Consider the following 17416-nt stretch of genomic DNA (forward strand, 5'->3'; position numbering starts at 1 on the left):
ATGCAACAACGGATCATACTCCATACCATCACGGCGCTCTCGTGGCTGCTGGTCATCTCCTGCCGCAAAAATGACATCGATCCTCCCGGCACGGCTTCCCTCACGATCATCAATACCGTAAAGGGCAGCAGCAGCCTTGTGCCTAATTTCAGCGGAACCGCTTCGCTGCCGAATCATTACATCAATGCGCTGCAGCTGGCCTTTAATACCTTCCAGCCGAACTACCAGGTAACCTCCCGCCAGGGCCGGCAAACACTCGCGTTGTACAACTACCCGGACACGCTGCCTAAAGACAAGCCGTTGCTGCTGCTTGAGCTGGAACTGCCCGTGGGCGCCATCCGCAGCCTGTTTGTAACAGGCACCGTTCATGCGCCGGATACATTCATGACGCATGACCTTCCGCCTTACCATCCACCGACAGACAGCGCCACGGGCATCCGGTTCGTAAACCTTGTACAGGGCAGCTCTCCCGTCAGCGTCAACCTCGCCGGCCAGCCCGGCGGCAGTGAAATAAGCCGGTTGTTGTACAAGCAGGTATCCGCATTCAAAAACTACGCTGCCACGGCCGCGGTCAGCAGCTATACTTTCGAATTCAGGGACGCCGCCACCGGCGAGCTGCTTTGCAGCTATACTGCCGAAGGCATCGGCAAAAATTCTTCGTCCGACCCTTTCGACCCGGTGAACAAATGGCGGTACCGTAATTGCACGCTTGCCATGGTAGCCAATGCGGACGATACAAAATCTGTTCTACTGATCAATAATTAATTAACAGCATTCATGAACGCGCGAGACATTGTTTTACCGGCCAACGAAACCGCATTTTCCGAAGTGGTGCAAGCCCACTCCGCTGCCTTGTTCCTGGTAGCGATGAAGATCACGAGGAACAGGCCTGCGGCGGAAGATATTGTACAGGAAGCCTTTCTCAGGCTTTGGCAGAAGCGCGAAGAAGTGGTTCCGCAAAACCTTGGGGGCTGGTTGTACAAAGTAGTGTCTCACCTTGCCTACAAACACCTGAAAAAAGAATCCAGGCAGCTGGAAGCGGCGCACTCGCTCGTACGGGTCAAAGAGGGATACAGCGAAGGAGTGGACGAGCTTTTGATCAGCAAGGAAAATGATGAAATGCTGCATGACATCTTCAGCCGGCTGCCGGCGCAGCAGCAGGCGGTGTACCGGCTGAGCCGCGAAAATGGCATGCGCCGCGGCGAGATAGCAGATCATCTCAACCTCTCTCCCAACACCGTGAAAGTGCATCTTTCAAGAGCGCTGCATTTCATCAGGGAACATTTTGTGGGCCTCTCCGCTTTCTGCCTGCTTTTTGTGCTGAACAACTTTATTTTCAGGAATGGTAATACAACTGCCTCCCAAAAGGATTTATATAATATAAAGCAAGTAATAAGCAGAGACTTTCCTGAGAAAAAAGTTATCAGCATTTCTACTTCCGGCCGCCTTCCGCGGGCCGGGATCTACCGGTAACATTTTTTTGCATGTCACGTGCCAGGCGGGGCAACCCGTCTGAAAGGGAACCTGCATTCCATCATCAAACATAACACATCATGATCCTGAGAACAGAGCACCTATCCCATAAATACAGCAGCACATGGGCCATACGCGACATCAACATCGAGATATCGCAAACCGGCATCATCGGGCTGGTGGGGTCTAACGGCGCGGGGAAGTCTACCACTATGAACATCATATGCGGCACCCTCAGCCAAACGGAAGGCCGCGTGCTGGTGAACAACATCGATCTGCGTGAAAACCCCGAAGCGGCGAAAAAAGAGATCGGGTTCCTGCCGCAAACGCTGCCGTTGTATACCGACCTCACGGTAGACGAATACCTTACTTATTGCGCGGACCTTCGCCTGATGCCGAAAACGGAGACCGGGCGAGCCGTCCGGGAAGTGAAAGAACGTTGCGGCATTGCGCATTTCAGCTCACGTTTGATCCGCAACCTTTCCGGCGGATACCGGCAACGGGTGGGCATCGCGCAGGCCATCATCCACAAGCCGAAGCTGGTGGTGCTGGACGAGCCGACCAACGGGCTGGACCCCAACCAGCTGATCGAAGCGCGAAAGCTGATCAGGGAGATCGGCCGGGAGCATACCGTGCTTTTATCGTCGCACATCCTGTCGGAGATCAACCTGCTTTGCCGGGAGATCATCATGATCGAATCAGGGAGAGTGGTTTTTTCAGACAGCATGGAAGCGTTCAACAACTACTCGCAGTCGCACTCCATCCTCCTGCTGCTGGATAATCCCCCTTCCCGGACCGAGTTGCTGAACATCAAAGGCGTTACACAGGTGGAATTCCTGGCAGACCGGCGGGTGCGCGTTTACTTCGAAGGGGATAAACAGATATCCGAAAGGCTGGCGGCGGCCAGCATAGCAAACGGCTGGCAGCTCCGCGAGCTTAGCTTCGAAAAAGGCCTGCTCGACGATATCTTCAAGCAGCTTTCCTCCCAATCCCCGCAATAAGGCAAAGCCTTCGCATCCAACTAAAAATAAAAACTGATGAGCATCATACTCAAGATCGCCAAAAACGAATTGCGTAACCTGTTCTATTCCCCTATAGCATGGTTCCTCGCTTTCATCTTCATGATCATGTGCGCCTATTTTTATACCAGCACCATCTACGAATGGTCAAAAATGGGGAGCTTTTTTACCAACAGGCCGCATATGGAATACTGGGTGGTGGAATCCACTACGGAAGGCATATATTGGAGGCCCGGGAGCTTCTTTTCCGCGATTCTTTCCAATGTCTACCTGTTCATCCCCCTGCTCACCATGGGCATCATCAGCAGGGAATTCAACAGCGGCGCCGTCAGGCTGCTGTATTCCTCTCCTGTGAAGCTGAGCAGCATTGTATGGGGGAAATATCTTGCCATTATCATTTACTCGCTGGTGCTGATCGCGATCATCGGCATTTTCATCGCCATCGGTTTTTTCAATTTGCGGGCGCTCGACTATGGCCCGCTGCTCTCGGCCATGCTGGGCTTTTTCCTGCTGATGTGCGCATTGACGGCCATCGGCGTATTTATGTCGAGCCTCACGCAATACCAGATCGTATCCGCCATTTCCTGCTTTGCCCTGCTTTTTGTATTGAACATCATCGGCAGCATCTGGCAGCAATACGACCTCATCAGGGACCTGACCTATTTTGCGGCCATTACCGGGCGTGCTGAAAAAATGCTGACCGGCCTGATCACTTCCAAAGACATCCTCTACTTCCTGATCATTACCGGCATCTTCATCAGCTTCACCATCATCAGGCTGCATGCGGGCCGCAGCTCCCGCCCCTGGTATAAAACAACCGGGTTGTGCCTTGCCGTGGCCATGGCCGGGATACTGCTGGGTTATGCCGGTTCAAGGCCGGGCTGGGTGGCCTACTTCGATACCACCGCCCGGGAATCACATACCATTCACCCGCGCACACGCGCCATACTGGCCAAAACAGCAGGCGCGCCCCTGGAAGTGACATTGTATGTCAACCTGCTGGGGGCACGCGCCAACGCAGGCTTTCCGCGCATGCGGAATGCCTATCTCACCGGGCTGTGGGAACAATACCAGCGGTTCAAGCCTGACATCCGGTTTACATACGAATACTATTACGATGTGCCGGATGGAGACACCTTCTGGTATGAGAAGTTCCCGGGAAAAAGCCTGCAGCAGATTGCCGGGCTGGTGGCCAAAATCTCGCAGGTGGATTCAGCCCTGTTCAGGCCGCCCGGCGAAATGCGCAAGCTGATCGACCTGCATGCAGAAGATTACGCGCTGGTCGTACAGCTGAAATATAAAGGCCGCACCACGCTGCTGCGCACTTACGACGACCCGATACTATGGCCTAACGAGCAAAATATCAACGCTGCGCTGCAACGCCTGCTGGAAGCGCATATACCGAAGGTATATTTTGTGACCGGCCAACTGGAGAGGAATGCTTACAAGGGCGGAGAACGGGAATACGCCATCCTCACTACCCTGGGGGCTTCCAGGGGATCGCTGATCAATACCGGCTTTGATGTGGACACCCTGAATTTGCAGGAGCAGGACGTGCCGGCCGATGCGGACCTCCTCGTATTGGCTGATCCGAAAATTGCGTTCAGCGCGCCCGTGCTGGAAAAGCTCAGGCAGTATACCGGCCGCGGCGGCAATATGTTCATATTGGGCGAGCCCGGCAAACAGGCTGTGGTAAACCCCGTATTAAAAAGCATGGGTGTGGCATTGATGAACGGGCAACTGGTGCAGCCCACCTACGACGAAACGCCCGATAAGGTGGGCGTATACTTCACGCTGCCGAGCTTCCGGCTGGCGGAAGAATTTTTCCTCAGCCTGTACGGACGTATGTGGTCGAACAGGGTTTACAACGACAGCCTGACCACCGTACTGCCCGGCGCAACGGGCCTGGCATACAGCGCCGACAGCGGGTTTACAGTAAAACCTTTGCTGATGACGCTGCCCGGCCTCGCATGGTCCAAAGCCGGAAAGCTCGTCACCGATTCCGTTGCGCCCACATTCGATCCCGGGGAGGGGGATGTGAAATTGGCCGCATTTCCCGCAGCTGTTCAATTAATACGGCAGCGCGGGAATAAGGAGCAACGCATCATTGTTAGCAGTGATGCGGACATTGCCAGCAACTTCAGGCTGAGCAAGCATTACGCGCACCCCGAATGGATACTGGGCATTTACAGCTGGCTATGCTACAACGAATTCCCTGTTTACACGCCCGCTCCCGTTCCAAAAGACAACCGGCTGCTGACCAGCGTTGGCAATGCCAGGATACAGCGAACCCTCTTCTGCTGGGTATTCCCGGGGCTGCTCCTTTTATCCGGTTCAATACTGTTAGTCAGAAGGCAAAGGAAATGATCACCAAAAATCAAATTGCATGAACACCGTCTTTAAGATCGCCAAAAATGAGTTCCGGTACCTGTTCTTTTCTCCTATTGCGTGGTTCGCGATGATCGTGTTCCTGGTTCAATGCGCCTTTTATTTTTCGGAAGTATTATATACTATCGCCAACGCGCAGGACGTGATGATAGCGAACGACCCTTCCTTCACCGGCGACCGTGATTCGCTGACGGTCAAGATATTCCTGAAAAGCGGGGCCTTCGGCAGCGTGATCGGGAACCTGTATATTTTTATCCCTTTGCTCACCATGGGGCTCATCAGCCGGGAGCTGAACAACGGAACGATCAAGCTGCTATACTCGTCGCCCGTAAGCCTGCGCCGGATGGTATTCGGCAAATACCTCGGCATCATGCTGTTCAACCTGATACTGGTGCTGATCGTCGGCATTTTTATCGTCACCGGCATCTGCAGCATCAAACAGGTTGATTACGGCATGCTGCTCTCCGCTGCGCTCGGGTTTTACCTGCTGGTATGCACTTATTCCGCGCTCGGTTTATTTATGTCGAGCCTCAGCAGCTACCAGGTAGTGTCGTGCGTGGGCACATTTGCCATGCTGTTCCTGCTTAGCCGGATCGGCGGCTGGTGGCAGCAATACGACGTTGTCCGCGACCTGGCCTATTCGCTTTCCCTCCAGAACCGGACCATTAAGATGGTGCTGGGGCTGATCACCAGTAAAGATGTCATCTATTTCCTGGCAGTGGCCTGCATGTTCATCGCCTTTACCATCTTTAAGCTGAAGGCAGGCAGAGAAAGCAGCCCATGGCATGTGCGGGCAACAAGGTATGCCGTTACGCTGGCCATCGTGCTGGTGTTGGGATATATTTCTTCAAGGCCCGCGCTGACCGCTTACTGGGACACTACCGCCGATAAAAAGAACACCATACACCCGCGTACGCAGGCAGCCCTGCACGAATTGGGCGACAGCACGCTGGAAGTGACCCTTTACACCAATCTCCTCGGCGATGGGGTTGGCGCAGGCCTCCCGGAAAGCCGCAACGCAGTCTATCTCGACTTCTGGGAAAAATACCTCCGGTTTAAGCCGGGTATACGTTTCCGGTACGTTTACTATTACGACTATACGACAGCGGCCGACGGCGGGCGGCTGCTCAATTCCTATCCCGGCAAAAGCATTCCCGAGATCGCCGAAGAGACGGCCGACCTTGCGGATGCAGACTTTTCCATGTTCCGGCCGCCAGCGCAGGTCAGGAAAGAAATTGACCTGGAACCGGAGCGTTACCGGCTGATCATGCAGCTTAAGTACAAAGGCCGCACCGCTTTGCTCCGTACCTACCCGGACCCGCTTTTCTGGCCGGACGAAACCAATATGATCGCGGCGCTGAAACGGTTAACTGGCGCCCCGATACCGGAGGTGTACTTTACCACCGGCAACCTGGAACGCAGCATCTATAAGACCGGCGAACGGGAGTACGCTGCGCTCACCGCGCTGAAAGGATCGAGGGGCGCTTTGATCAATACCGGGTTTAACGTAGATACCATCCATCTTTCCACGCAATACATCCCCGAGAGCGCCACCGCCGTTGTATTGGCCGACCCGAAAGTGGAGCTGGGGCCCGTTGCCAGGGGAAAGTTGCAGCACTACCTGGCGCGCGGCGGCAACATGCTGATTGCCGGCGAACCGGGTAAGCAGCAGGTATTGAACCCCGTACTGGAACAGCTTGGCATACAACTGATGAACGGGCAACTCGTACAACCCGATTCCCAGGAAACGCCGGACAAGATATTTTCCGGCTACCGGGTGGCCTCGCTTGCCGCGGCTGACAGGCATGCTACCGCCAAAGACGCCGGGACGGACACCATCAGCGTTCACCAGAGCAACGCCCTGGGGCCCGGCGTGATGGCTCCCATTGTCGTCAGGAATAATCCTGCCAATGATTCAGCGGGCATATTGATGCCTGGTGCTACCGCGCTCGCGTTCGGCGACAGTACGACGTATACAGCCCGGCCCCTGGCGGCGACCATTCCAGGCGCCACCTGGCTCAGGGCCGGCCCGGTAGTCGCGGATTCGACCCTGCCTGCTTTCAACAGCAGCGAAGGAGACCTGAAAGAAAATTCCTTTTCAACGATGGCGCAGCTGATGAGGCAGGCGGGCGGCAAAGAGCAGCGCATCATCGTGTCCGGCGATGCGGACTATGCCAGCAACGTCAGGACCGACAAAAATGCATCCGCTGCCCTGTCTGTCTACAGCTGGCTTTGCTACAACCGGTTCCCGGTATATACGCCGAGGCCTTTGCCTAAAGACGTCTTCCTCAGGATCACCGGCCCAACGGCAAAGGCCCTGCAGGTGGCCTACATATGGATATTGCCCGGGCTGCTGCTCCTGGCCTGCCTCATCGTATTAATCCGGAGAAAACGAAAATAATTGCCATGTATTTACAAACAGACGAACAGACCATCGCAGACCTGGAGATATTCGGGCGCCACAATGCCCGGGGCATTTACGATATCTACAACCAGGTGCATACCCGCGGCGGCGAGGCCCTTTTGCAGGAGATGTTCCGCGGGCCGCTGGCAGACCGTGGGCAGATCAACCAGCGCAGCAGCGTGATCCGTCATTTTTCGCACCTGCATATCCCCTTCCCGTACAACGCCTCGCTGCTGGACATGGCCGAGAAATACCTCTCCAGCGGCGACCACCAGGCCCCGCTGAGCGAAAAGGAGATACAAAACGGCGTGTCGTCTATCATCGCGCTGATCAATCTCACCGTAGATTTTATCAATAAAAACGAAATAGCCGGCATTTACGAATATGCCACGGAACGTAATGCCATCGCCGGTTTGCTGGCAGACCCCGCTTTTGCGCCGGCCCTGAAGGAAGGCGCGCAAACCGGCAGGATGTCGTATGCCGCCACCACGGCCTACGATGCGCTGTTCAGGTTCAGCGGCAGGAACAAAGTGGAAACACTCCTCGGTTATATCTACCGCCTGGATGTATACATGTCCGTTGCCAAAACCGCCGTGGAGCGCCGGTTCGTTTTTGCGAACGCGCACAACCGCGAGCCATGCATCCTGAAGGCTGAAGGCGTTTACCACCCCGCATTAACAGCGCCTGTCGGGAACAACATAGCACTGGATGCGGGCCGCAACGTAGTGTTCCTGACCGGCGCCAATATGGCCGGCAAATCCACCTTCCTGCGCGCGTTGAGCACTGCGTTATACCTCGCGCATATGGGGTTCCCGGTAGCGGCGGCCAGCATGGAGTTCTCCGTCATGGACGGCCTTTATACCACCGTCAACCTGCCGGACAACCTGGGCATCGGCGCCAGTCATTTTTACGCCGAAGTGATGCGGGTCAAGAAAATAGCGGCGGAGCTGCATGCCAGCAAAGCCCTGTTTGTGCTCTTCGACGAGCTGTTCCGCGGCACCAATGTGAAAGATGCGGAGGAGGCTACAATAGCCGTCACCAAAGGGTTTGCAGCGCATCACAACAGCTTATTCATTATTTCATCGCACATCATGGAAGCGGGCGAAGCCCTCAGGGCCTGCAGCAACATCCGTTTCCTGTTCCTCCCCACCCGCATGAAAGGGCATACGCCTGAATATACCTACAAGCTGGAAGAAGGCATTACAGACGACCGGCATGGCATGATCATCATCCGGAACGAAGGCATCCTTGATATTTTAAAGCACGGTAAAAAAAATGAACAACATGGCATTCAGTATAGATAAACAGACCCTGGATGAGCTGAACCTGCTGGGTAAATTCCGGAAAGACTCCGTTTACCATCTCTTTAACCGGGTAAAGACAAGAGGCGGCGAACAGCTGCTGGACGACATGTTCCGTCACCCGCTGACCAATGCCGCTGAGATCAACCAGCGCAGCGCCGTTTTCCGGTTCTTCCAAGAATCGCAGCTCGACTTTCCCTTCGACGTTCAGCAGGTGGGCCTCATGCGGGAATACCTGGACGTGCATGGCGTCAACAACGCCGCCCTCGTTTTTGCCGGCACGATGGCGAAAAAATGGCTGGCTGCCATTACGCGCGACGAGCGTTATAAAAAGAATGTGCAGGGGCTGCAGGCCACCATCATCACGCTCAACCGCTGCCATGCGTTCGTTTCCGCCATTCCCCGCGCCAACCATCCATACGAAAAACGCATCAGCGGGATCCATGCGCGTTTGGAGGACAAACGTATCGAACGGCTGCGGAATATCGACATCTATAAAGATCTTCCTGTAAAAACGATCGCCTATTACAATCACCTGCTGAAAACCGTTCTTCACCGGGAGGTTGAAGACATCCTGTCCTTCATCTATGAGCTGGACGTATATATTGCCGTATCGGGCGTTGCCTGCAGCCGCGGCTTCAGCTACGCTATAGCGGCAGACGATACGAAGAGCATTCTCTCCGCCGAAAACCTTCGCCACCCCTGCATCGAAAGCGCCGTTGGCAATTATATTGCCCTTGGCAGGAACAGCAACGTCCTGTTCCTGACGGGCGCCAACATGGCCGGCAAATCCACCCTGATGAAATCTATCGGCGCAGGGCTGTACCTGGCGCATATGGGGTTTCCCGTAGCGGCCGTCAACATGCTTTTTTCCGTCAGGGAAGGGATGTATTCTTCCATCAATGTGTCTGATAACATCGGCCTGGGGTATAGTCATTTTTACGCGGAAGTGGTGAGGGTGAAACAGGCCGCCGAAGCCGCGGCCGCCGGGAAAAAACTCCTGCTGATGTTTGACGAGCTGTTTAAAGGCACCAATGTAAAGGACGCCTACGACGGCACGCTGGCCGTTACCGAAGGGTTCGCGGATTACCGCGACTGCCTGTTCGTTATTTCCACGCACATCGTTGAAGTAGGCACGGCGCTGCAGGGGCATCCCAACATCCGGTTCGTATACATGCCCACGGTGATGGACGGGCCTTATCCCCGTTATACGTACCGGTTGCAGGAAGGCATTACGGAAGACAGGCAGGGCATGATGATCATCAGGAATGAAGGCATTTTGGAATTGCTGCATAAACACCCATAACAATAAGATATGTTCAAAAGAATTGGCATGATAGCAGGCGTATTGTCCTGCATGGCCATCAGCGCCGCCGGGCAAAACCCGCAGATGTATATAGACTACCCGCAATTGTTTACCGTCATATTAAAAAAAGCGGACTCCATGCTGCAAACCGGCTTCAAGCCCTTAACTGCGGCGGACCTGGAGCAGATGGCCGCAAAGCTCACAGACGAAGCCCCGCCCGCCGGAACGATCCGCACTGCGGCGCCGGGCGCAAGATTGCTGCGCGACGAAGATATTTACGAGCGGAGGAAGAACAGCGTACTGGTGATCGGCAGGATATGGCGAAGCGCGGACGCTTCGAAGAACCTCCATATCGATTTCCTCGGCACCGCTTTCCCCATCAGCGAAAACGGCGTATGCGTGACCAATTACCATGTTTTCAAAGACATTCTCGGCGATAAAAAAAATGCGGACCACCGTGACGGCATGTACTGCGTCACAACGCTCGGCGGGGAGATCTATTTCGCAGACCGCCTGCTGGCCTATTCGCAAAACAACGACCTGGCAGTTTTCGGCGTGGCCACCCGGGGCGCGAGGCTCTCCCCCATTCCACCCGGCAGGCCCGCGCAGGTAGGCGCGCCGGTATATTGCATTTCCCATCCACAGGGCTTTTTCTACTATTTCAGCAAAGGCATGGTAGCCAGCAACGTCACTGTTTCCAGCCAGCAGACGGCCGTGGGATACAACCCGCAGGGCAAGCCTCCCATCAGGATGGAGATAACCGCCGATTACGGCATTGGATCGAGCGGGGCGCCTATATTGGATCAGTATGGCAACCTGGCGGGCGTTGTTTCTTCTACCGTTCCGGTAGTGGCGAATGTGCAGGGGGAGAATGGGGTTGTTTTTTCGCAGCAGCAAATGATCGTGAAGCTGACCACGCCGGTGAAGGCGCTGAGGGATTTGCTGGGGTTTTGAGGGGGATGTGAAAGATGTTATTGGGCTACCGTTCGGCAGGCTGGTTATTGGCGCGAGCTATCAAACGCAACCCGCGCCCCAAACTTGCACCAACCGGAGCCTCAATAGGATTGCTGCATCTTATAGTCAAACACCTTTATGATCTGCCCGTTCTCATCCCGGATAATTTTCAGCCTTCCTAATTCATCGTATTCATAATGGGTACTCCGGCCGTTTACTTCCATCTGGGAAGTCATCCCAATTAACGGATCGTAAGTGAATGTAGTCATTTGCGCTTTATCCGGATGAAAACGTACTTCGTCTACCTGACCGGATAAACTCATGATAAACGTACCACCTACAACGGTATGCACAGATTGTTGGAAACTCCAGACCGAACCAGACTTTTGCCAGTAAGAAAGACGGTAATTGCCGGTAGAAAGACCAGTCACCGCCAGGGAATACCCGCCTGTTTTGGAGTAAAGCCCGGTCTTGCTGTCGCCGGCTGCGCTATTACCGTCTCCTTCCTCAAATGAAGTATAGAATACATCACTTTCCGTTGCATTTGTAATCTGCGCCACCGGATATGAGTTATTGTATCTCCAAATGAATGCAAGTTTTACATCGTTTGTTTTCGACATCTCCAGGATATTGCCGAACTGGTCGTATTTTGAAAATTCGACTCTGTTTTCCGGCGTCTGTGCCAAAAGGGCGAACTGCTGGTTAGCCGGTTTAATCAGGTTGCCGCCCAAATCGGCATAGTTTATTCTTTCGGTACCGATTTGCCTGTCAATACCTCCGCTATTGCGCAGGAAAGTTTTTGTTTCAATCGCCGGCGCAACGATATTGAGGTTCTTCATTTGTGTATAGGGCGCGGTGCCGGCAAACTCATCCACATAAGCCATCGTCTTTACTTTGCTTTCTCCGTTACTCAAAGTCTGTTCGATACTCGTGGGATAATAATGAGTGGAATTGCCATAACTGTAAGTGGTGGTAATTGTTGATGTCACTCCTCCCTCATACTTGTTCTCCACCGTATTCTTGAGATAATACGCCCCGGTTACGATACTTTGATTATTGATGCTCGTTCCGAATGGCAACCGGGATTTAGAGATTAATACATTAGTGGATAAGTCGTTCCGCGCACTATATGCCCCCGTGGGACTATTAGAATACCCGTTGTAGCTTACAACCTGGGAGACATATAATCCATTTAGCGTTTTAATATTCACAAAATCGTAGTCATAACTGGCATCTTCGATTATCAGGTAACTTCCTCCATTGTTACGGAATACTTCCTTTTTTGTTAATAATCCATTCCCCCAGTTTTTGTATGATCGTTTATAATTGCTGGGCACATATGCACCTACCATAGGTCCAGACATGCTTGTTGGACCTACATCGTCCGAATTTTCATAACTGTACGTGTATACATTTTTCCCTGTATTATTTGATGACGTTCCTATATATTCGGTCACCTTACCATAGGTAACATTGTTGCTTCCGAGTAAACCATTCCATCCGTTACTCAATACCCTGTTCCTGAAACTATAGTAAATTGGAGTAGTACCCGTAGAGTAACATTGTTGAAGGATCGTAAACGAGCACGAGGTAAAGTTCGACGGATCAGTCAATGAATGTTCTGCCAGGCCGGGTTCATACTCATAGCTTTTGGTAACCGGTTCTGAAACGCCGTCACTGGAAATGATCTCTTTTATTCTCAAGCCACCGCCTATTTCTGTAGTTTGTCCTGAAAGGTATCTTTTCGCTTCATACCGGAACTCAGCGGTTCCACCAGTAGGGAAGCGGATCTTTTCCAGTACATAACGCTTCATATAGTCTTCATTCGGGGTAAAAACAGCATCCCCCACAACGCCCGTCATCACAGTACCCGACGGAAACATGCCGTAAGCATGTGTAATGTACTGAACCGTACGTTGCATGCAGAGGTTGGGGTTCGTTGATTCCCCCCGGCAATAACCCCACTGATCCAGCAGGCATTGGTTATCCGCAACCGGATGTTGCAAATTGTAAGTGAAAGTATATTCCTCGCTGGCTCCAGCCGTCTTCCCGGTAATGACCACGGCATTCAACCGGTTAAAAGTACTGCTGCCAGGGAAAAGATCACGGTTGAAGGTGATTGTCCGTATAACCTCGTTGGCTTTATTGTACACGACAATGCTCTCTACGAGCCGCTTGGATGAACTGAGATTAAAAACGAGCGATCCCTCGGCAAACAAGACCTTTTTAATGCTTTTGGTTTCATAGTTAATGGCGCTTCCCTGGACGTCACAATAACCATATACACCAGCCGAAGGCATTTGGTCGCAGCGGATATCGGATACATTGATCCCGTTGTCTCCCGCAGGATCGGTCCGTAATTCCATCGTTCTGTTCAATGTAGTTATTGTGAATGAGGGTATGGCCTCGTATTCCACAGTTATCTCCCTCGATGCGTTGGCATTCCTGATCTTCTCCAGGAACCAGCCGGTAGGCGCCACATCCGCGCTTACGATCGCCTTTTCGACATTGTTATATCCAAACTGGTATACATTCCCATTATCGTCCGTGATATCTATACCGGTAATAGAACGGTAATAAGTACTGCTTGTTGGCGCGCCCGTTGCTACATTCACTTTATACGGAAGATACGGGTAAAGGTGGGCTGTAAAATTACCGGAACCGTCGTCTTCTATCGCAAAATTGCCATTCTTTCCTCCGAAGGAATATGAAAACCTGTCATATTGCACGTCATAATTCCGATTCGTCAGGATATCAGTCAAATATAAAATATGATTATAATCGTCCTGGTTGATCTCCAAGGCTGATAAAAACGGGGTTGGTCTTCGAAAAAGCTCGTCAGCGCGCCCCTCGACCGTTCGTGATATCAACCCGCCCACATCAAGCGTCCATCCGGCTCCGATATTGCTCATATCCGGATCATTCGGTTTAATCCCGGACGCATGATAACGAAGCACCACAGGCATCTCCAGCTCGCCGGACCTGACAGTATACAATGGAATGGAAATATCTGGGATTCCCGTGCTATGATTGACGGGAAAATCGCCATAACGTTGAAATACTTTGCTTTGAGGGGAAGGCGGAACAATAGTGGGCAGCTTTTGAGCCCACGCATCGAGGTGGAGCATTATCACTGAAAACAATAATAGTTTTTTCATAGACCGGGAAGCTTTGATTTAACTAATAATCTGGAGGAGGCTTGGCTGGTGATAAGGCTATCTGAGGTAGCCTAATCGTATTGACTCCTCTAGTTTACTTACTGTAAAATTATTTCTATGCTTTTGCTTGAATTCAAACTCAGGCTCAAAATATTCATCGATATTGAAATCATGAATATCCACGTTAAAGGTCTGTGCAAACTTGAGAATAAATTTCTCCGCATCAATTCCTGATAAGCCTAAATCGCGCTCCAGAGACGTATCACGGTTCACAATAATGGCTTCATCACCTTCTCCAAGTATTTCATTTCGGATAAATGAAATAAGATAATCAAAGTTAAAATTAGCGCTATCCATAGTTTTACAAATTATCCGTTTTGACCGGAGATAGGTAAATTATTTACTGGTTGAATGGGAGACGTAACTTCTTCATATGTCGCATTTCCGATATTTTTTTGTCTCTTTTCTTCAGTTTTCTCCGCTTACGTTATTTACCGACAAAATGACCTTAGTGGCATGTAACTCCAACGAATCTCCATCTTCAAATTCTAGATAGTAATATCCTTTACCATCTTTCGAATACTCAAGTAATGTCCCATTTTCTTCAAAACGACCACGATAAAAGCTATTAAGCGTACTCGAATCTTCCGTCCTTTTAAGGATGAGATTCATCTGCTTAACAATAGCACCGTTAAATTCTAGGCGAACATTGCTTTCGCCTTTAAAATCACACTTTAAGGTTTGTTTCGAAAAATCATATGCTATATTCTCACATTTATAGTCGTTATGCAAGTCAACAATTCTATGCCCCGCTTCAAAAACAAGCTGGAACTCGAAAAGTTTCATATCAGTTAAATCAATTGTTTGCATTTTTTAAGATTTTCAAGATATTTACGTACAAGTCTAACCTAACCTCTTCCTTTTTCATGGCGTCAGCCTTTTGGGGTAAAAATTTTAATGCATAGCAAGGGTGGAATTGTTGAAAATTAGGTATATAATTTAGTTATTGCTTGAGAAATTGGGCATCAACTAATCAATCCAATTTTTCTGGAATGCTTTTCAATATTTCTGATGGAGCTTGCTTTTTTCAAATATTCGGATTCAAATACATCTACAACTTCTATATAGCTTATCTTATCAATTCTTACCTCCTCACCAATCGCTCCATCTAAAACTATCTCCGAGGCAATAATTTTATCATCCTCTGAAAATCCCACCAAATTCTCTGCTTTTAGTATAATTTCAAAAGTATGATCTGGATATTCTAGAAGAACATATTCCCACCCCGAAGCATCAAGTTCGATTTTATCACCGTTCATTGAATAAAAACTGAAAAAGAAATCCCAATCCTTAATTTGCACCGCAGGATAAAATTCCCATTTGGAGTTTTCAGGGGCACTTTCTATAATTTCCCTGGAGACGGTTAGCAACTCCTTGTTACCTGCTGGTGATATTACAAATGAATATTCTTTTACCTTTCCAGGTCCGATTTCCCATGTAAATTCTCCTAATGCTAAGACTCTAGAATCTAACTCATCCAATATTTTTTCATCGATTTCTGTTTCAGTAAGTTTTTCCTCTATTAGAAAAAAATAATTCCAAAAATCAACTACTTTCTTTTTAAGATCATTTTCCATCTCCATATTTTTTCTCAAGTTCTTTCATTTTTTCAGGATTAACCTCATTCCTTTTATTATCCAACTTATCAACACCCCCTCTTTCATCCATTGCTTTTTGTTCTCTATATTTTCCCTCTTCCACATTTTTTTCATCATACTTGTCGACAACTTTTGCATCCTTTCTCGGCCTTCCGTCCGAAGAACTCCTTGTTTTAGGATCAGGCTTATTATGACGACCTATATAGGGTTTACCACTCTTCGTGCTTGAACCTGGAACTTCGTAAATAATCCCTTGTTTCGGTTTTGTTGTATTCCCTTTTAAAGCGTCTTTTAGCGCAACATTTCCGGGAAGATCAGACGATTGAGGTGCAGGCTTGGCGTCAGCAGCTTCACTCTTTACCTGATTTTTCCGTGCCGTACCATAATCTAGTGTAACCGGTGGCATATGCGGCATTGCAGAGGCTGGTACAACCGGAATACTACCATTCTGTATAGCAGGTTCAATATACTTATCATAAGCTTGAACTACAACCATTGTTACACCTGCCGCTGCGCCTGAAGCAACAAGATAATCGGCTCCCGCAGTTACAGCCCAGTAAATTAATGGTGCAACAGGTATTTTCCCATCAGGATCACCATAGGTAACCGGATTGTTATATGAATAATGATAAGGAGATAAATGCTCCTGATAAAGTTCCGTCATCGGATCAACCTGCAAAAATCTTCCTATCTGCTGATCATATGTTCTTGCATTAAAATCATACAGCTCTAAGCCACTGCCATTGCTAAATTCCTTATTCTGCAGCTCATTGCCATTATAGCCACGTTTATTTTCGAGCTTGCCCACGGCCTTAGTCGATATCCCGCTCATGGTGAGCCCGTACGGATAATAATGCGTCTCCTCCAGCACTGGTCCGGGGGTACTCATCACCACTACATTATCAAAGAACACATCCTGCGGGCTTTCATTGCTGGTGTATACATACAAAAAGCCGCTTTTCTCCATCACCATCTTGCCCTGCGCCAGCGTCTGCAACGCATCCGGCGTGGCCTGCACCTGTTTCACCCCACTGTTGCCCTCCACCAAGTTAAACTGTTCATCGAACAGCACAAAATTCAGGTAGGCTTTCGGCCGCCCGGGGTTGGTGGCTTCGTTGTCCTTGTCCTTGAGCCGCTGGTAGGCATTGTTGAAGTCATTGTTGAAAGGGGTGTTGTTCGTGGTCCCGTTGACGCCCGCCCCGTGGCCTTGCTGGCCCGGAGTCTGGCCACCACCGAAGGCGCTGATCAGCGCACTGAGCATATCCTGCGGCGGGGCCGTCTGTTTGTTTTGCGGGGTCTGTTGTGATTTATAGAAGGCTTTAGCCCCCAGCTGGATCGTATCCCCCGCCATCACTTTGAGCACCAGGCTGGGACCGATCTTTTTATCCGGGTTGTTGGCGTTCAGTTTAGCCACGAAGCTGTTCTGCTCCGTAGTGGCATCCTGCGGGTAACCCGTGGGTTTGTCTGTCCTGGTCGCCTCGATGTTGCTGAACAGGGCGGTTTCTTTGGCCGCCGTCTCCGTTTCCATGCTGGCCAGGTAAGTGGCCGTTTCCTGCTCCCCGGTGGTCAGCACCGTGCGGACGTTGCCCAGGTGGTCCTTGAGGAAGTAATCATAGCTGTACTGCACCGGCTGGCCCGTCGCATACACGGCCCGGATACGGCCTTCTTCATGGCTGGCAAACTGCAGGCTGTCCTGCTGGTAGACCAGGCCGCCGATGTAATCGGTCGTGGTTACCTTCACCGGGCTGGCGGTAC

General features: G+C 50.9%; 13 protein-coding genes. 8 read left to right on the top strand and 5 right to left on the bottom strand.

Annotation, left to right across the window (positions count from 1 at the left end; translation table 11 throughout):
• The 8 genes from R3I13_RS24180 (at window position 1) to R3I13_RS24215 (ending at window position 10845) form a co-directional block, all read left to right on the top strand.
• A complete protein-coding gene (locus R3I13_RS24180) occupies window positions 1-765 on the top strand; it encodes a hypothetical protein (RefSeq protein WP_346320563.1) in 765 nt (254 codons plus the stop codon).
• A 12-nt stretch (window positions 766-777) separates the two neighbouring features.
• On the top strand, window positions 778-1473 hold the full coding sequence (locus tag R3I13_RS24185) for a sigma-70 family RNA polymerase sigma factor (protein ID WP_346320564.1): 696 nt from the start codon (window positions 778-780) through the stop codon (window positions 1471-1473).
• Window positions 1474-1553: 80 nt separating this feature from the next.
• Window positions 1554-2474: an ABC transporter ATP-binding protein gene (locus tag R3I13_RS24190; protein WP_346320565.1), complete on the top strand. Its 921-nt coding sequence runs from the start codon at window positions 1554-1556 to the stop codon at window positions 2472-2474.
• A gap of 36 nt (window positions 2475-2510) precedes the next feature.
• Entirely contained in the window at window positions 2511-4859 is a 2349-nt protein-coding gene (locus R3I13_RS24195) for a Gldg family protein (protein ID WP_346320566.1), read from the top strand.
• Between the two features lie 19 nt (window positions 4860-4878).
• A complete protein-coding gene (locus R3I13_RS24200) occupies window positions 4879-7281 on the top strand; it encodes a Gldg family protein (protein WP_346320567.1) in 2403 nt (800 codons plus the stop codon).
• A gap of 5 nt (window positions 7282-7286) precedes the next feature.
• Entirely contained in the window at window positions 7287-8588 is a 1302-nt protein-coding gene (locus R3I13_RS24205) for a DNA mismatch repair protein (RefSeq protein ID WP_346320568.1), read from the top strand.
• On the top strand, window positions 8569-9891 hold the full coding sequence (locus R3I13_RS24210) for a DNA mismatch repair protein (protein WP_346320569.1): 1323 nt from the start codon (window positions 8569-8571) through the stop codon (window positions 9889-9891). The genes R3I13_RS24205 and R3I13_RS24210 overlap by 20 nt, the downstream gene beginning before the upstream one ends.
• Before the next feature lie 9 nt (window positions 9892-9900).
• Window positions 9901-10845: a trypsin-like peptidase domain-containing protein gene (locus R3I13_RS24215; RefSeq protein ID WP_346320570.1), complete on the top strand. Its 945-nt coding sequence runs from the start codon at window positions 9901-9903 to the stop codon at window positions 10843-10845.
• Between the two features lie 101 nt (window positions 10846-10946).
• On the opposite strand, the gene R3I13_RS24220 is transcribed toward R3I13_RS24215, so the two are convergent.
• The 5 genes from R3I13_RS24220 to R3I13_RS24240 form a co-directional block, all read right to left on the bottom strand.
• The gene (locus R3I13_RS24220; protein WP_346320571.1) at window positions 10947-14003 is read right to left on the bottom strand and encodes an RHS repeat domain-containing protein; all 3057 of its coding nucleotides are present in this window, start codon (window positions 14001-14003) and stop codon (window positions 10947-10949) included.
• Window positions 14004-14060: 57 nt separating this feature from the next.
• Window positions 14061-14360 (bottom strand): DUF1493 family protein, encoded by a 300-nt coding sequence (locus R3I13_RS24225; RefSeq protein WP_346320572.1) that lies wholly within the window; start codon window positions 14358-14360, stop codon window positions 14061-14063.
• A gap of 111 nt (window positions 14361-14471) precedes the next feature.
• Entirely contained in the window at window positions 14472-14873 is a 402-nt protein-coding gene (locus R3I13_RS24230) for a hypothetical protein (protein ID WP_346320573.1), read from the bottom strand.
• 155 nt (window positions 14874-15028) lie between these two features.
• On the bottom strand, window positions 15029-15658 hold the full coding sequence (locus R3I13_RS24235) for a hypothetical protein (RefSeq protein ID WP_346320574.1): 630 nt from the start codon (window positions 15656-15658) through the stop codon (window positions 15029-15031).
• Window positions 15630-17416: RHS repeat-associated core domain-containing protein (locus R3I13_RS24240; protein ID WP_346320575.1), on the bottom strand; the 1787-nt coding region annotated here is incomplete at its 5' end. The genes R3I13_RS24235 and R3I13_RS24240, both read right to left, overlap by 29 nt.

The organism is Chitinophaga sp. YIM B06452 (assembly GCF_039655965.1).
In the GTDB taxonomy this organism is placed as follows: domain Bacteria; phylum Bacteroidota; class Bacteroidia; order Chitinophagales; family Chitinophagaceae; genus Chitinophaga.

Excerpts from the sequence above, each read along its gene's own strand:
- R3I13_RS24180 (WP_346320563.1), top strand. The coding sequence starts at position 1 with ATGCAACAACGGATCATACTCCATACCATCACGGCGCTCTCGTGGCTG.
- R3I13_RS24185 (WP_346320564.1), top strand. The coding sequence starts at position 778 with ATGAACGCGCGAGACATTGTTTTACCGGCCAACGAAACCGCATTTTCC.
- R3I13_RS24190 (WP_346320565.1), top strand. The coding sequence starts at position 1,554 with ATGATCCTGAGAACAGAGCACCTATCCCATAAATACAGCAGCACATGG.
- R3I13_RS24195 (WP_346320566.1), top strand. The coding sequence starts at position 2,511 with ATGAGCATCATACTCAAGATCGCCAAAAACGAATTGCGTAACCTGTTC.
- R3I13_RS24200 (WP_346320567.1), top strand. The coding sequence starts at position 4,879 with ATGAACACCGTCTTTAAGATCGCCAAAAATGAGTTCCGGTACCTGTTC.
- R3I13_RS24205 (WP_346320568.1), top strand. The coding sequence starts at position 7,287 with ATGTATTTACAAACAGACGAACAGACCATCGCAGACCTGGAGATATTC.
- R3I13_RS24210 (WP_346320569.1), top strand. The coding sequence starts at position 8,569 with ATGGCATTCAGTATAGATAAACAGACCCTGGATGAGCTGAACCTGCTG.
- R3I13_RS24215 (WP_346320570.1), top strand. The coding sequence starts at position 9,901 with ATGTTCAAAAGAATTGGCATGATAGCAGGCGTATTGTCCTGCATGGCC.
- R3I13_RS24220 (WP_346320571.1), bottom strand. The coding sequence starts at position 14,003 with ATGAAAAAACTATTATTGTTTTCAGTGATAATGCTCCACCTCGATGCG.
- R3I13_RS24225 (WP_346320572.1), bottom strand. The coding sequence starts at position 14,360 with ATGGATAGCGCTAATTTTAACTTTGATTATCTTATTTCATTTATCCGA.
- R3I13_RS24230 (WP_346320573.1), bottom strand. The coding sequence starts at position 14,873 with ATGCAAACAATTGATTTAACTGATATGAAACTTTTCGAGTTCCAGCTT.